The 14,815-nt window shown below is 40.4% G+C and carries 15 protein-coding genes; 9 read left to right on the top strand and 6 right to left on the bottom strand.

Annotated elements, in window-relative coordinates; genetic code table 11:
- Nucleotides 1-69: 69 nt before the first annotated feature.
- On the bottom strand, nucleotides 70-1,776 hold the full coding sequence (locus QT716_RS06970; RefSeq protein ID WP_317935324.1) for a transglutaminase domain-containing protein: 1,707 nt from the start codon (nucleotides 1,774-1,776) through the stop codon (nucleotides 70-72).
- A 181-nt stretch (nucleotides 1,777-1,957) separates the two neighbouring features.
- A complete protein-coding gene (locus tag QT716_RS06965; protein WP_317935323.1) occupies nucleotides 1,958-3,004 on the bottom strand; it encodes an FUSC family protein in 1,047 nt (348 codons plus the stop codon).
- 245 nt (nucleotides 3,005-3,249) lie between these two features.
- Here QT716_RS06965 and QT716_RS06960 point away from each other — a divergent pair, with 245 nt between their 5' ends.
- The 5 genes from QT716_RS06960 (at nucleotide 3,250) to QT716_RS06940 (ending at nucleotide 8,749) form a co-directional block, all read left to right on the top strand.
- The gene (locus tag QT716_RS06960) at nucleotides 3,250-3,552 is read left to right on the top strand and encodes a hypothetical protein (RefSeq protein ID WP_317935322.1); all 303 of its coding nucleotides are present in this window, start codon (nucleotides 3,250-3,252) and stop codon (nucleotides 3,550-3,552) included.
- A gap of 362 nt (nucleotides 3,553-3,914) precedes the next feature.
- Complete coding sequence (locus tag QT716_RS06955) at nucleotides 3,915-4,694, top strand: gluconate 2-dehydrogenase subunit 3 family protein (RefSeq protein WP_317935321.1); 780 nt, start codon at nucleotides 3,915-3,917, stop codon at nucleotides 4,692-4,694.
- A gap of 21 nt (nucleotides 4,695-4,715) precedes the next feature.
- On the top strand, nucleotides 4,716-6,488 hold the full coding sequence (locus QT716_RS06950; protein WP_317935320.1) for a GMC family oxidoreductase: 1,773 nt from the start codon (nucleotides 4,716-4,718) through the stop codon (nucleotides 6,486-6,488).
- Nucleotides 6,489-6,567: 79 nt separating this feature from the next.
- A complete protein-coding gene (locus QT716_RS06945) occupies nucleotides 6,568-7,143 on the top strand; it encodes an SCO family protein (protein ID WP_317935319.1) in 576 nt (191 codons plus the stop codon).
- A gap of 247 nt (nucleotides 7,144-7,390) precedes the next feature.
- A complete protein-coding gene (locus QT716_RS06940) occupies nucleotides 7,391-8,749 on the top strand; it encodes a DOMON domain-containing protein (RefSeq protein WP_317935318.1) in 1,359 nt (452 codons plus the stop codon).
- Nucleotides 8,750-8,806: 57 nt separating this feature from the next.
- On the opposite strand, the gene QT716_RS06935 is transcribed toward QT716_RS06940, so the two are convergent.
- The gene (locus QT716_RS06935; RefSeq protein WP_317935317.1) at nucleotides 8,807-9,100 is read right to left on the bottom strand and encodes a hypothetical protein; all 294 of its coding nucleotides are present in this window, start codon (nucleotides 9,098-9,100) and stop codon (nucleotides 8,807-8,809) included.
- A gap of 273 nt (nucleotides 9,101-9,373) precedes the next feature.
- Here QT716_RS06935 and QT716_RS06930 point away from each other — a divergent pair, with 273 nt between their 5' ends.
- Complete coding sequence (locus tag QT716_RS06930) at nucleotides 9,374-9,649, top strand: YqhV family protein (protein WP_317935316.1); 276 nt, start codon at nucleotides 9,374-9,376, stop codon at nucleotides 9,647-9,649.
- Nucleotides 9,650-9,784: 135 nt separating this feature from the next.
- Here QT716_RS06930 and QT716_RS06925 read toward each other — a convergent pair whose 3' ends face one another.
- The 3 genes from QT716_RS06925 to QT716_RS06915 all read right to left on the bottom strand — a co-directional run bounded on the left by QT716_RS06925 (nucleotide 9,785) and on the right by QT716_RS06915 (nucleotide 13,226).
- Nucleotides 9,785-11,017, bottom strand: coding sequence for an MFS transporter (locus tag QT716_RS06925; RefSeq protein WP_317935315.1), 1,233 nt, complete (start codon nucleotides 11,015-11,017; stop codon nucleotides 9,785-9,787).
- Nucleotides 11,018-11,136: 119 nt separating this feature from the next.
- Nucleotides 11,137-11,763 (bottom strand): LysE family transporter, encoded by a 627-nt coding sequence (locus QT716_RS06920; protein ID WP_317935314.1) that lies wholly within the window; start codon nucleotides 11,761-11,763, stop codon nucleotides 11,137-11,139.
- 407 nt (nucleotides 11,764-12,170) lie between these two features.
- Nucleotides 12,171-13,226, bottom strand: a complete 1,056-nt coding sequence (locus tag QT716_RS06915; protein ID WP_317935313.1) for a M42 family metallopeptidase — start codon at nucleotides 13,224-13,226, stop codon at nucleotides 12,171-12,173.
- A gap of 170 nt (nucleotides 13,227-13,396) precedes the next feature.
- On the opposite strand from QT716_RS06915, the gene QT716_RS06910 reads away from it, so the two are divergent.
- The 3 genes from QT716_RS06910 to QT716_RS06900 are packed head-to-tail and all read left to right on the top strand — an operon-like array spanning nucleotide 13,397 to nucleotide 14,756.
- Nucleotides 13,397-13,816, top strand: a complete 420-nt coding sequence (locus QT716_RS06910) for an organic hydroperoxide resistance protein (RefSeq protein WP_317935312.1) — start codon at nucleotides 13,397-13,399, stop codon at nucleotides 13,814-13,816.
- Nucleotides 13,817-13,830: 14 nt separating this feature from the next.
- Nucleotides 13,831-14,307: a glutathione peroxidase gene (locus tag QT716_RS06905; protein ID WP_317935311.1), complete on the top strand. Its 477-nt coding sequence runs from the start codon at nucleotides 13,831-13,833 to the stop codon at nucleotides 14,305-14,307.
- Entirely contained in the window at nucleotides 14,304-14,756 is a 453-nt protein-coding gene (locus QT716_RS06900; protein ID WP_317935310.1) for a MarR family winged helix-turn-helix transcriptional regulator, read from the top strand. The genes QT716_RS06905 and QT716_RS06900 overlap by 4 nt, the downstream gene beginning before the upstream one ends.
- Nucleotides 14,757-14,815: the final 59 nt, after the last annotated feature.

The following is a 14,815-nucleotide window of genomic DNA, read 5'->3' as shown; positions in this document are numbered from 1 at the left end:
GATGGCAGAAATAATTCTAGGTTTTCTCGTGAAGTATGAATCGTTCTAATAATGACTTTGAGCAGTTGCCTAATAAACAATCGATCCACGGGTATGGGTTTCAAACATTTCGGGGGCAGGGTCAAAATAATCTTCTGTATAAGAAGGAACGAATTGGTCATTTTCGACATATCCAGCTCCCCAAGTTGGATCCATGATCAGCCATCTTTTATCCACTTTCACTTCTACCCACGCATGGTTGGTTGAATTGGAATCAATGCCCGTTGTTCCGACGATATAGCGCGCTTCCATTCCCGCAGCACGGAGGAGCGCTATGGCTAAATAAGAATAGTCGACACAAATCCCAGACTTTAAATTCAAAGTTTTTAATGCGCTGTCGTCCCATTCGTTGCCGATATTCTCAAATTTGTTCACATCATACGATATGTTTCTCGCAGTGTATTCATAAACAGATTTGGCTTTTTCATAATCAGACATACTTTCTTTCATAAGATCGTTTGCCAATGCTATGAGTTCAGGTGCGTCCGATTGGACACCGCGTGACGGAAGTACATCACGCTTGTCTTTAGTTCCTACACTCTCGACATTGAACTGAGCTAGATACCTATACGAAATACTTTCAACGTCGGAGTTCTTCAGATCCGGAATGAACACATTGACTGTGTAGGTTCCTGGACCGAAACGTAAATAGATTTCATCGTCAAATTGAAAGTCATTAACGGGAATAACTGACCAAGACAAGTCTTCTCCTTTGGCAGCTGACACATACAGATTCGGAACTTCATCCGCATCGATTCCGTGTTCATCAAGTGAACCTGCAATGCGATAGGTCAATTCCGCGGAATCTCCGCCCATGACTGGAGATTGAAAAGTGAACCCGTATTCGTCAAATAATGGATCTTTTTGAATTGAATGTACACCTAATTCGTTGCTGCTATCGATATAAATTGCAGTTCCTAATTGAAAATACTCCCCATCCGGAACATTAACGAGCAATTCATGGACCCCTTTACCAAACCATAAAGGAATCTCTATGGAAAACTCACCATTCTCAATCGATGCATAGTGAAGGGAGTACTCCTCATCTTTTCTCAGTTCGAAAAGAAGTTCATTGACTGAAAACTGATCTGGATTGACCTTTCCTTTTAAAGTGAAAGACTCACTGCCACTCGTAAATCCACTTTCAGGAGTGGTAATTTCCAATTCAGTATCCAATCCGTATGGAGTGTACGTAATTTCGCGTTGTACGATTGAATTCACGTTGAATACTGTAAAGTTCATCGCCTCATAGTAATAGTCGTCAGCGCGATCATTTGCTGGAAGTGAGACTGAAACACGATACTCACCTTCACCATGGAACAGCTGAGTTTCCAATTCGAATGCTCCATCTGTAATGGAAACATAATGCTCTTGGAACCCATCTGTTGGCACCGTCTCATTTTCCTCTATAAACATGATTTGAATATAAGCATACTCCGTAGTGAGCTTTTCAAGTTTTTCAATCGTTCCCTCTATGACAAGGTTTCCATTAACAGCGAAATTGGAATGAGCCGGCTTACTGAGCTTGGCGCCGATTGTGTCTGCATATTGCAGGCGATATAAAGGCTCCTCTGAAAGCTGTTCGTTCTTCAATTTCACAGCAGCTTCTAATGCCAACACCTGCTGATGAGATTCCGTCGATGCTGGCTCATTTTCTGCGGTTTCAGGGGAACAAGCGCTCAGCAGCAGCAACGCGAATATCACATAAAAGATGGGAGACACTGTTTTTATGGACATAGATTTCCTCCTTATGAAAAGTCAAAAGCCTTATGTAAAAAAGAGAGCATTTTTTTAGTAACATTTATTTATACGCTAGATTGTAATTAAAAGTTCAAATATTTAGATATTTTAATGCGTAAGACTGTGCAAGAAAGCGTCATGAAAGACAACCTTCATGAGACCTTCGTACACAGAAAACTTAATTCTTTTGTTGATGCCTTGCTTTGTCATCGTCAGGATTGTAAAAAGAATCTACTAAATTATAAATCGTGACAAGTTCATAAAGAATGATAAGCTCCGGCGGGAATTGTGTAGGATGGATTTCGTTGTTTTTTGTAATTTCTTCGTTATCTTCCCAGAAAAGAGCCGTAATTTTTTCTAATTGCAGCTGATGCCTTTCGGAATTATAGGCAGATGCATCGTGCAGGTCATTGGCAAGTTCTGATACAGCATGCATGATGATGTCACGTTCTGATATTGACCATGAGATCTTATTTAATGGCAAATGCAGAAGGTTCCCTATATGATAATCCAAATTATGCAAATAGGCCAGTTGCCGCTCAGCCATATGAAGCTGTTCTTCATTTCCTCCGATCCAAGGATGTAATTTGGATTCATCCCGTTGGAACCGAACTAAAGTTTCAGTCTTTAGAATTGCCTTATTCACTTGATGAATGCCAGACGGATTGACTGCAAATTCATTGTTTTCATCATATAAAATCGTTCGAAAAGTTTGTTCAAGCAGCGTTCCTGCCCGCGCTCCAATTTTTTGGATACTCTCTAAAATATCCCTTCGATAATCTGGCCGAAATACGATGATGTTGACTGCCGTAGATACGAACAACCCAGTAGTGGTAGTTCCAAGCCGGATGAAAAATGAAATTAAGTAATTGCTATGGATGACTTCAACCATTGCGACGGCTGTCAAGGTCGCAACGAGCAGGCCGGCCTGCAGATTTAGTTTATAACACGTTAAAATAGTGAAAACCGCAGCCAACGTATATGTAATCGGTGAATTTCCGAAAAGTGCTATGAACAACACAGCGTAGGCAGAACCAATAGCAGAAGCGGGAAATCGAACAATTCCCTTTTTGATTGAATCACTCACAGTTGGCTCAATTGTTACAATTGCTGTGATTACAGCAAATACTGGCGGCCAGTGGAAAAATTCGCAAATAATAGCTGTTAAAAATATAGCGATACCAGTTTTTACGATACGAATGCCGTGGAAATGAAAGTTCCGCATGCAAGTTATCCCTCCGAACACCTTTAGTTTAACACAGAAAAAACGCTGTTGTGATTGACTTATTTTGAACTTATAGCTAACAGCTGGGAAGTTTTTTACTACTGTGATTAAATTCAATATGTGATTAAAAACTACATGAAGTTAAAAAAGAAGTAATAAATACTCTGCTTTTGTATAATGGAAAAAACAGTGAAAATCGCGTTTGTTAATCTAAAGAATTTAAAAGACTTCAGGAGGATTGTGTGATGGCGTTTGGAATTAATCGTGCAGATCTTAGAACGTGGAAAGAAAAAGTAAGAAATGGGGAAATCGCTTTCCTCACACATTATTGGCTAGACGATCGTTTTCCTGGTTGTAAAACTGTTACTAAGGTAGGCTGTTCTGACTTAGATCGACTGATTGAGTGGGGAGAAGCTTATGGGTTGAAACCGGAGTGGATTGACTATAAAAAAGATTATCCGCATTTCGACTTGTTTGGAAAGGTTGAAGTCAAGGCTTTGTCGGATGCAGGTTACACAGATCGGATCATCCGTTTTAATTTAAACTAGAAGAAAAGCATCAAAACTAGATGCTTTTTTTTTTGGAGAAAATAATTATCGAAAAAATCGGACTATTGATTCGTAAATAGGGTATTAAAACTGTAGATTATGTAAAATTAATATATTAAATTATTAAAGCGTTAAAATGTATATGTTTTCTAATTAATTTCAAAATTCAAGGGTTGTAATTGAAGGAAATCAGAAGTATACTTCAACAGTTGCAATCATACTAGTATCTTAAAATTACATACTAGCTAAACTATCAAGCTAGCTGGCAGTATTAGAAGAAGTATTCAGTATCTTGCATACGTATTCGGTTTTATTCAAGATATTTACTGACTCACCACATTACATAGAGGGAGGAAAAACGGATGGCAGAAAATAATACGAACAAGCCAGGAAACAATGGACAAGCACCAGATCCAAGTCGCCGTGGTTTTTTGAAGAATTCAGGTATTGCAGTTGGAGGAGCAGCGGGTGGTGCACTTCTTGGAGGTCTTTTCACGAATCAATTCGGGAAAAAGGACGAAAAGAAATCTTCAGCTGGAAATGATAAAAAGACAGAGAAGCGTTTTGAAGAAGCGCGAATGTTTTTCACTCGGTTTGCTGATTTTGCAATTCTAGAACAAGCAACTGAACGGATTTTCCCTGAAGACAAAAATGGTCCAGGTGCAATCGGTCTAGGCGTCCCTTATTTCATCGACAAACAGCTAGCCGGTCCCTACGGCAACAACGTAAAAGATTACCGACAAGGTCCTTTTACGAACGGGAACGGAACTGCTGCAGATTCTAGCCTCAATCGTGGCGAAATTATCATTAATGGATTGCGTATGATGAGCGAAGAAAGCATGAAACGTTTCGACACGAAGTTTGATGAAGCATCAGAAGAACAGCAAACTGAAATCCTTAAAGACTTTGAAGCTGACAAAGTTAAAATCAAAGGAATCAGTTCCAAATCATTCTTTAAATTGCTGCGCACACTCACTTTAGAAGGCGCCTATTGCGATCCTTTATATGGCGGAAACAGAAACATGGAAGGCTGGAAGATGAAAGAATATCCAGGTTCTATTGCTTCTTATGCAAACATGATTGAAGAAAAAGAGTTCATCAAAATGGATCAAATCAGTTTAACAGACTATCAACCAAAATAATAAATGTTAGGTGTGAACAATATGGCAAAGATGTTACCTAAAACAGATGCTGTCATCGTTGGTTCCGGCTGGGCAGGCGGAATTGCAGCAGCTGAGTTATCGAAAAAAGGATATAAAGTAGTAGGTTTGGAAAGAGGTAAGGCACAAGTCCGTGAAGATTTCATCGGTTCAAAAGACGAGCTTCGTTATGACAGCCGTAAAGTCATGTTCCAGGACTTAAGTAAAGAAACATTGACGATTCGTAATACGACAGATGAAGTGGCATCACCTAACCGAAGTAATGATACGAATGCGATTAACGGAACAGACACGGGCGGTTCAGGTGTTCACTGGAATGGTATGGTGTATCGCTGGCTTCCGACTGATTTTGAAATCCATAGTAAAACAGTTGAAAAGTATGGTGAAAAGATTATTCCTAAGGACATGAGATTGCAAGACTGGGGAATTACATATGACGAACTAGAAACTTATTACGATAAGTTTGAAAAAGCGACCGGCATATCTGGAGAGCCCGATCCGTTGCGTCCTGGTCAGCGTTCTGATGATTACCCGACACCGCCACAAAAAGAAACGGAAATTATCCGTACATTCACGAAAGCTGCAAAAGATCTTGGTTATCATCCGTACCGAATTGCTTCTGCAAACCTTTCTGAAGGGTACACAAATCCAGACGGTGAGACAATTAATGGATGTGTGTACTGTGCATTCTGCGAATCATTTGGTTGTGACTTCGGAGCGAAAGCCGATCCGATTGCTACAGTTCTGGCAACTGCTTCAAAAACCGGAAATTATGAGTTGCGCAATAACGCGTATGCTGTTCGTGTTATACATGAAAACGGTAAAGCAACCGGCATTAAATATGTAGATACAGAAACAGGTGAAGAGTTTATCCAGCCTGCAGATTTAGTTGTAGTCAGCGGTTTTGTATTCTCAAATACTCGTTTAATGCTGTTGTCTGAAATTGGAAAGCCATACAACCCTAAAGATGAAACAGGTGTTATTGGGAAGAGTTTAACGGCTCACCAACGTAACTTAACGCATACACGTGTCCGCGGTTTCTTCGACGAAAAGAAATTTAATCGGTATGCTGGAACAGGTGCACTTGGTGTAACGATGGATGATTTCAATGTTGAGCAACTGGACCATAACAAATTGGACTTCTTACATGGCTTTTGCCTAAGAACATCTCAACGTGGTGACCGACCGATTTCGAATAACCATGTTCCAGATGGTACACCTTCATGGGGACCAGAATTCAAAGAAAAATCCCTATTTTATGCAAATCGCCGGATCGACGTGCAGCAGCAAAACGGAGCACTTCCTTGGCGCGAAAACTACATGGATTTAGACCCGAGCTATACAGATATATTCGGTGATCCGCTACTTCGTGTAACAAGTAAATTCCATGACCAAGACCGGAATATTGTTAAGTACGCGCATCAAAGAGGTAAAGAATTGTTAGAGCAAATGGGCGCTGACTATATCACGGTTCCTGACATTAACGAAGAAACGGAATTTGATAAAACTTCTCTATCTGACCATACAGGTGGCGGTGTGATCATGGGTGAAAACCCTGAAACCTCTGCTGTGAATAACTATTCACAAGTATGGGAAATGGATAACTTATTCGTAGTAGGAGCATCCTCGTTCCCTCATTTAAGCAGCTCAAACCCAACTGCTACTGTCGGTGCATTAGCTTATCGGGCAGCAGAAGGTATGATTAAGTTCTTGGAGAATGGCGGCGGCCAGTTAATCCAAAATGGTAAAGAAGCAACAGCTTCGACAAAAGGATAATTTGTAACATGCTTTAAGAGGAAAGAGCGGTAAAATGCCGCTCTTTCCTCTATACATAATTGAGTGAGGAAGTGTGCCTATGAAGGTGAAAACAGCGGTAATTCTTTTTGCAGCCATTCTATTTCTTAGTGCATGCAGCAGTAAAAAAATCGAAACAAATATGTCCGAAACAATTCCGGACTTTGAATATACGACACAAGATAACAAATCACTCGGCTTGGAAGAGTTAAAAGGGGAGTGGTGGATTGCTTACTTCTCCTATACGCACTGTACAACAGTTTGTCCGAGAACCACTGCTAATATGATTGGTGTCCAAGAAGAGTTGAAAGAAGAAGGTCTGACGCCCCGAATCATTTCTTTTGGTATCGATCCGGCAAATGACACGCCGGAAGTATTGACAGACTATGCCAAGGAATATGGAGCGGACCTAAACACGTTCACCTTTTTAACAGGGTATGACTTCGAAACCATCCGCACGTTATCCTTGAATACGTTTAAAGCGGTTTTAGATACGGGTGCATTGGACCAGCGCACGCATAGCTATTACTTTTACTTAGTCAATCCTGACGGGGAGATTGTTAAAAAGTATAATGGTTTAAGCGCAGAAGAGAATGGATTGCTTGTGGATGATGTGAAAACGGTTTTGGGGAAATAAATTCTATCGAAATACAGGATAAAATAAATTAAAACACCAAGTCCCTAACCAGAAAATACTGGTGGAGAGCTTGGTGTTTTATTTACCAATAACCATCGCTATCATAATCATTCCCGCACCTGGTTATAGTGATTAAAAATATTTATGAAAGTTCACCGTTATCTGCTCTTTAAGATTCAAAAATGGTAGACTTAAGGAAATTAGGACTGTATTCCAAGTATACGTCAAGAAAGGGATTGTATATAGAATGAGTGGAACCGAAGAGCTGAAAGAAAAGTCGATTAATTATCTTTCGATTCAATCTAAAAAGTTGACGGTTTTCAAACGTTCGCTGTTTGCTGCAGGAGCACTTGCAGCGATTGTGGGAGTAAGCGGATGCGTGGCGTCTGAGGACGCGACTGTTGATGAAAAGGCGGATGTCATGGAATCTGTGGATGGTAAGACAGAGGAAACCGTTTTACAATCTGATCAGGAATCCTATGTGAAGACAACAACCACAGCGTTGTCCATAAAGAATTTGGAAAAGCATGCATTCTACACGACTACACTGACTGCTGAAAGCAAACAAGTGAAACTCTTCGTACTGGCAGCGGATGACGGTGAAACGAAAGTGATCTTAAAAGAAGGGGAGAGCTATGCAGGTCATGAAGGGGATGAAATGTATGAAGGGAAGGTTGCATTCTATTTAGCAGATTCGGATGGGGATGAAGGATATTTGCAGAATGTAAAGAATTCAGATGTAGTTTTAAACTTGAGCGAGGAGCCTTTCGCATCTCATGAACTAGATAAGTCTGCAATTTTCCAGATGACGGACGTTGTCTCATCCGAAAACAAAGAACTCACACTTTGGACTGTTCGTTCAGGTGGACTCCTCCCTGTTCCAGTAGATGGAGAAACGGCGATATCAACTGCAACAAATCACATGAAGATTGTGGAAAATCGTTACCTTCAAACGTATGATTATTTCACTACGGATCCTAACGGATGGGCATTTCGAACGTATGAATGGAATTCTAAGAAATCCGAGTTGTCGCTGTATGATGAAACAGAATTACCTGTTGATGGACCATTCAAGTATGAAGGAATGGAAGACGATATAAGGGGATTTATCGAAAAAACAGTCGATAATTGGGAGCGGATTCCGGAGTACACGTATCCATTTCCTCATCTAACCTATCCAGAAGATTTACTCGAACGATTGAAAAATGGCTATATCTTAGACAAAGAATTGACATTAGATACTTCTATTGAAGCGTATTTAAAAAAGAATCCAAATCATTTGGGAGAATATGATGCAGAAGGCGCTTGGTTCTATGCCTTTCCAGACGGCCAATCCATCTATTTTGAACGCGGTGTCGATGATATTATTACAATCGAATTATCTGCTGGAAATTATACAGAAACTATATCTGAACTGAAAGAGATTTTAGGCGAGCCAGACTATGACTCGAAAGATGAACCTGCCAGTGAAGAAGAAGAAGGGTTAGTTGGTACGAATTATGATATTGGAGATTTTTTGATTTATAATTTTGAAGGATATGAAGTTCAAGTTACGTATAGGGAAGAGACGGTAGAATCCATTCGTATAAGTAAAAATGGACTTTAAAGACATCGCGTATAAAAAGAGTGCAGAGGCAATGTTGCTGCACTCGTTTTTTGTTTGCTATTTCAAACGTTGTATTTCGTCTGCCACTACAAAGGCAAGGTCTTCATTACCAAACATTTGGAGAACATCCAGCATCGTTTCGTTGTCAATATGAAGTTCTTCAAATCCATCATCACTTTCAATGACTTCCTTTAACACAGCGTTTGCTGCTTGTTCTGGATACGCTTTTTTATAAAGAAGCTGCGGGTCCAAGTTATGATTCGCACACCATTGCACAAACAGGCGAACCATGAGTGTTTCGTCTTCTTTATATTTCTGGATGATTTGTTCATCAATATTTTTGAATTCCATTGTGTGGACCTCCGTTGTGAAGTGTTGCTTATAAGTATATAGGATAATTGGAATTTCTTAAAAGAATGTCAACTTGAACCACCAGTGGGCGTACATATATTCAAAACGATCATCCTCATTATTGGAACAAATGAAAAGTTCAATACACGCGATGTAGTGTTTAATCTAAGCTTAGGACGCGTCGGAACGAAGCTACAGGAAAAATGTACAGAAGGAAAACCTAATAATCTAGGGACAAGTTGCATATAGTAGGTCTGAATACTGCCGGAGGATGTGATTATAATTATTGAGAGGGCATTGCTTTTCATCATTTTGCTGCGGGTTATTTCGGGAAGTATAGAAATTTCCGCCGCCGCATTAATGTACAAATTCAATGATTTGGAAAAGGCCTTCTACATCAACAGCATGCTAGCTTTGGTGGGCCCGATTATATTGGTTGTCACAACAGGAATTGCACTGAGCGGCCTCACTGACAAGATATCACTGACTCGAATGATTTGTCTTTTTGGAGGAATTGTTCTTATCCTTTTCAGTTTGAAGTCAAAGTGATCAGCACGGAACGAGTGATCTACATACGAAAAGGACTTGACACTTTGCTGTCAGGTCCTTTTTGGTTTCTTGTTGGGACAGATATCTCATATGCATGATTGGAAGGCTATAAATACATCTTAGTGCTGATTTGTTTCATGTTATTTCGTGTGGTTTTTCAATTTCTTCAACACGTATGAATTTCCAGACGACTGCCAATAAAATAATTCCAAGAATGCCGGCTGCGATATAACTGACATTCAGAAAATCCTTCATGGCAAGTGACATAACAGGCGGGCCAGCTGCGACACCAATGAATCGAGCTGAACTATAGAAAGAGGAAACTGTCCCTCGGAGCTCTTTTTTTATGTTTTCCGTAATAATGGCGTCGAGTGCGGGAAGAATAGCACCAATGGCAATACTGACGAGACTTGTGACTGCCAATAGCAAGATTAGTTTCTTACTCGTGAACCCGACGAAGACCACGCTTATGGACATCGTGATCAGACATGCAATCATGAGTTTCTTAATGGTTTTCAAATTCCCTTTGATTTGCCGGCCTGCGATGAATGAAGCAATACAGAGCAGCAAAAGGGGGATCGCAAGGACAAACCCTTTTTTTATGCCTTTAATATCGTGCACTTTCTCTAAGTTCTCTGAAAGGAAAAATAACGTACTGAATAGGATCAGCATAACAAGGACACCGTTCAAGAAAACGGTGTACAGCCATTTTCCTTCCACTTTGAAGACTTTTCTTGTGTTACTTAAAAACTCTTTCAATTTGACGGGTTCGTCTTTTTCTTTAGGAACTTTCACGCAGAAGAAAATGAGTGCAATTGATACTAAACTGAGCGCGGATATGGAGAAGAAAGGCAGGAACCATAGAATAGCTGCAAATATGGAACCTAAAATAGGGCTCAGTACTTTTCCGAACGTATTCGACGTTTCGATAATACCTAAACTGGAACTCGTTTTTTCTTCATCGTCTTGGTACAGGTCACCGACTAACGGCAGGACGATCGGCATCGCTCCAGCCGCTCCGATACCTTGCAGGACGCGGCCGATAATAATCATGGTAAACGGGTCATCCATCTTCCATGAAGCGAAACCGGCAATAAGCCCGCCAATCAGAGCTAAGACCAAACTTGGCAAAATCACCATCTTTCGGCCAAACCGGTCCGATAAATAGCCAGCAACAGGAATGAGGAAAATCGCTGCTACTGAATAGCTTGTAATGATCATGCTCGACTGAAAGGCTGTGATGCCGACTTTTTCCTCAAGTATGGGCAGCACTGGAATAAGCATCGAATTCCCCAGTGTCATAACTAAAGGAATAGAAGCGAGACTTATAATACACCATACACTTACCTCATCTGTATTTTTTTTCATACCACACCTCGGCTATTGTAATTTTTCCTAGTGAAGGTATGGTCTCCTTGTGACTGATTTTTATGCGTTTAAGTTTTTTTGAGCCATTTACTAATTATGTACAGAATGCATGCTTGCTTCTAAAATAACGCTTGATATGCCTGAAAGCCGAAGTAAATACCGAACCCAATCATGGAAATGGATGAAAAAATCGATACAACTGTCAACAGTTTTGAAGAAAATATTCGCCGTGCTCCGTTAGACAAGGTGGACATTATGAAATCGACTATCATGATACCGACTAATATGGCAAAACTGTTTAAAAGTATTTGGTAGCCCGACGCGATTCCTGCTGTCTTAGCAAGCATGGATCCATATATACCAAGCCAAAACAGAATGGTAATCGGATTAAGCAAAGACATGAAAAAACCGGACAGTATGGATTTTCGAAGACGGTCCTTTTTTACAGCTTTTACGTCCAGCCCTGTTTTGTTCAGTGTAAGTAAGTTTTCGATACCTGTGTAGAGAAGAACAAAACAACCGAACGACCAAAGGATGATTTGCAGTAAAGGGGAATCGATGAATTGTCCAATTCCAAAATAGACCATGGACATATACATAACGTCGGTAGCCAATGATCCAAGACTGAAAAACCATGCATGAAAAAAACCGTTTTTAATACCTGTATTCAAAAGAACGGTTTTAACCGGACCAACCGGCGCAGCTAAAGAGATTCCTAAAAAGAGATAGATAAGTATGGAATTCACAGATTCACCCTCCAATAAAGTGATTACCGTGTATTTTATTCAACAGCCATGAAGGATACGACTACCCTTTCAGTTAAATATTTTCTACGGAAGTCTTATGATAGTAAATCCGGCTAAAAAGTATACTAGAAGTTTGCGTGACCTATTCAAGTAACTTCAAAAGATGCAAGAATTATCAATAGTTCATGCCAAGGGTTTTAGAGTAGAAAAAGATGGGGACGTTACACACTTTCTGTTTCGGGTGAGCAAGGATTCAATTACCAATTGACAAAAATTGCGCCACGAAAGTATGTAGGGGAGGAAGGTATAGAATATAACACTCCATTCTATATTGATGGAGAGCCTGGGTAACCGATAAACGTAAAAGCCAGCAACCTCAAATTCTAAAGGTTACTGGCTTTTTAAGCTTAATATTTCTGCATATCGGACTGTACATAGTGGTAGAGCAGCTGCAGAGTACAAGCTAACGAATCTTCATGAGTGCGTTCAAACGCATGGGAAGAATCGATACCTGGTCCGATCAGCCCGTGAATAATATCGTGCCCTGCGCGAATAGCTGCGGAAGCATCTGAACCATAGTACGGATAAATATCCAGTTTGTACTCAATCTTATTTTTCTTCGCTAACTCTACTAATGAGTGGCGGAGTCCAGCGTGATAGGGACCGCTTGCGTCTTTCGCACAGATGGAGACTGTGTATTCATCCGTGGATTGGCCATCTCCCATTGCTCCCATATCGACAGCCAAATACTCCACTGTTTCTTCAGGGATATTGGAATTACCGCCGTAGCCGATTTCTTCATTATTTGAAATGAGGAAATGGGTAGTATACGGCAGTGTGATTCTTTCAGTGTGGAGCTGCTTAATAAGCTGAAGTAGAATCGCGACACTCGCTTTATCATCTAAATGACGTGATTTGATAAACCCATTCTCACAAATCTCAACGCGAGGGTCGAGTGACACGAAATCACCAACTTCAATACCTAACGCACGAACATCTGCTTCATTCTTCGCTTTTGCATCAATACGAACTTCCATATTGACTTGGTTTCTTTCCGCTTTGCCAGCATCTTTATAGACGTGTACAGACGTTTGATGCATTAAAATTGTTCCGGTTAACGTTTTACCAGAAGCTGTATGGATCTGACAATATTCTCCTTCGATGGAGTTGTAGTTATACCCGCCGATTAAATCGAGTCGCAACCGTCCATTGCTTTTTACTTCTTTTACCATCGCGCCAAGCGTATCGACGTGGGCAGTAAGCATCCGGTGCTCTTTGTCACTTTCACCAGGCAATGTTGCAATGAGTCCGCCCTTGCGATTGCGCTTCGTTTCTACGTTGAATTCTTTTAAATAGTTCTCAACAAAAGATATTACCTCGTTTGTATAGCCCGATGGACTTGGAATCGATACGAGTTGTTCAATAAGTTCTTTTGTTTCTGTTGTGTCTGGTTGATAGGTCATATGTAGTCTCCTCTCCAAATAGTTCGTCTCTCTAAGTTTATCGTTTTATAAGAATGGTCACAACTATTCGAGTGAAACAAATTCAAGCAAGCATTATAATTGTGATTCCACTTTAAATCGTATATGATTTAATCGTACACGATATAAATACAATTAAAGGAGTTTTTCAAATGAAACCACTTTACGAAACAACGATTATTAATACAGGCGGACGCGATGGTTCAGTCTATTCACCAGATAACATTTTCAATTTAGATGTAGCGAAACCAGCAGCACTCGGTGGGAGTGTCACGACTGCATCAAACCCGGAGCAATTATTTGCAGCGGGTTACAGTGCCTGTTTTAACAGCGCATTGGAACTTCAATTAGAAAAAGACAAAGTTGAATTTGAAAGCAGTGAAGTCATCGCGACTGTCGCACTTTATCCCGACCAGCAAGATCGCGGTGTGAAGCTTGGAGTTAAACTGGAAGTTACTATTGAAGGTGTAGATTTGGCGGTTGCAGAAGAATATGCACACAAAGCACATAACTACTGTCCGTATTCAAAGGCGATGCGTGGTAATATAGAAGTAGAAATTTCTGTTAACTAAAAGGAGGGGTTCGAGTGAGCACAATCTATGACTTTGAAGTTAAAAAGCCGGATGGCGAACTGTTATCACTGAAGGAGTATGAAGGAAAGCCTTTAGTGATTGTGAATACGGCCAGTAAATGTGGATTCACGCCTCAGTTTGGCGGTTTGCAAGAACTGTATGAAGATTATAAAGACCAAGGTCTTACGATCCTAGGTTTTCCTTGCGATCAATTCAATGATCAGGAATTTGAAAACATTGAGGAAACAACTGAATTCTGTCAGGTCAACTATGGTGTAACCTTCCCAATGTTCGCTAAAGTGGATGTGAACGGTGAATCAGCGGAACCGTTATTCACCCACTTAACTTCCGAGAAAAAAGGGATGCTCTCCAAGAAAATCAAATGGAACTTCACAAAATTTCTAGTCGATCGCAATGGGCAAGTAGTTGAACGGTATGCACCACAGACAGCTCCTGAAAAACTAGCAGCTGACGTGGAAAAACTGTTATGATGAATGATTTTTTGTCGCTGGACAAACAACTTTGTTTTGCTGTTTATGAAACTGCAGGAGAATTTAATAAATTGTATACCAGTGCATTAAAGCCATTTAAACTGACGTATCCTCAGTACTTAGTGTTACTGGCATTGTGGGAGAACGATCAAGTAACGATGAAACAGCTTGGTGAGCGGGTGAATTTAGGAACAGGAACATTGAACCCTATGATTTCCCGAATGCAAGAGAAAGGCTGGGTACGGAAAGAACGTTCAACAGAAGATGAACGGAAAGTTTACGTGGCGCTGGAAGAGAAGGCATTTGAAGAAAAAAGCAGCATTACTAAACGAGTAGCTGAAGAAATTCAACTATGCAACATCAGTATGAATGAGTACGGAGAATTAATGGAGAGATTAAATGAATTGCATAAAAAAATGAAACAGCGATCTAAGTCAATAGATGCGTAGACGGTAGCGTTTCATTGTCATATTGGAAAATAAGCAGAGACCCATGCAGCGGTTCTCTG

The sequence above is a fragment of the Sporosarcina aquimarina genome, from assembly GCF_033253705.1.
Lineage (GTDB): Bacteria > Bacillota > Bacilli > Bacillales_A > Planococcaceae > Sporosarcina > Sporosarcina aquimarina.
This window is presented reverse-complemented; position numbering and strand designations above follow the sequence as displayed.

Bases quoted from the DNA above. Each gene is read 5' to 3' on its own strand.
- QT716_RS06940 (WP_317935318.1), top strand. From the start codon at position 7,391: ATGAGTGGAACCGAAGAGCTGAAAGAAAAGTCGATTAATTATCTTTCG.
- QT716_RS06925 (WP_317935315.1), bottom strand. From the start codon at position 11,017: ATGAAAAAAAATACAGATGAGGTAAGTGTATGGTGTATTATAAGTCTC.
- QT716_RS06945 (WP_317935319.1), top strand. From the start codon at position 6,568: ATGAAGGTGAAAACAGCGGTAATTCTTTTTGCAGCCATTCTATTTCTT.
- QT716_RS06915 (WP_317935313.1), bottom strand. From the start codon at position 13,226: ATGACCTATCAACCAGACACAACAGAAACAAAAGAACTTATTGAACAA.
- QT716_RS06910 (WP_317935312.1), top strand. From the start codon at position 13,397: ATGAAACCACTTTACGAAACAACGATTATTAATACAGGCGGACGCGAT.
- QT716_RS06970 (WP_317935324.1), bottom strand. From the start codon at position 1,776: ATGTCCATAAAAACAGTGTCTCCCATCTTTTATGTGATATTCGCGTTG.
- QT716_RS06935 (WP_317935317.1), bottom strand. From the start codon at position 9,100: ATGGAATTCAAAAATATTGATGAACAAATCATCCAGAAATATAAAGAA.
- QT716_RS06965 (WP_317935323.1), bottom strand. From the start codon at position 3,004: ATGCGGAACTTTCATTTCCACGGCATTCGTATCGTAAAAACTGGTATC.
- QT716_RS06900 (WP_317935310.1), top strand. From the start codon at position 14,304: ATGATGAATGATTTTTTGTCGCTGGACAAACAACTTTGTTTTGCTGTT.
- QT716_RS06950 (WP_317935320.1), top strand. From the start codon at position 4,716: ATGGCAAAGATGTTACCTAAAACAGATGCTGTCATCGTTGGTTCCGGC.
- QT716_RS06960 (WP_317935322.1), top strand. From the start codon at position 3,250: ATGGCGTTTGGAATTAATCGTGCAGATCTTAGAACGTGGAAAGAAAAA.
- QT716_RS06955 (WP_317935321.1), top strand. From the start codon at position 3,915: ATGGCAGAAAATAATACGAACAAGCCAGGAAACAATGGACAAGCACCA.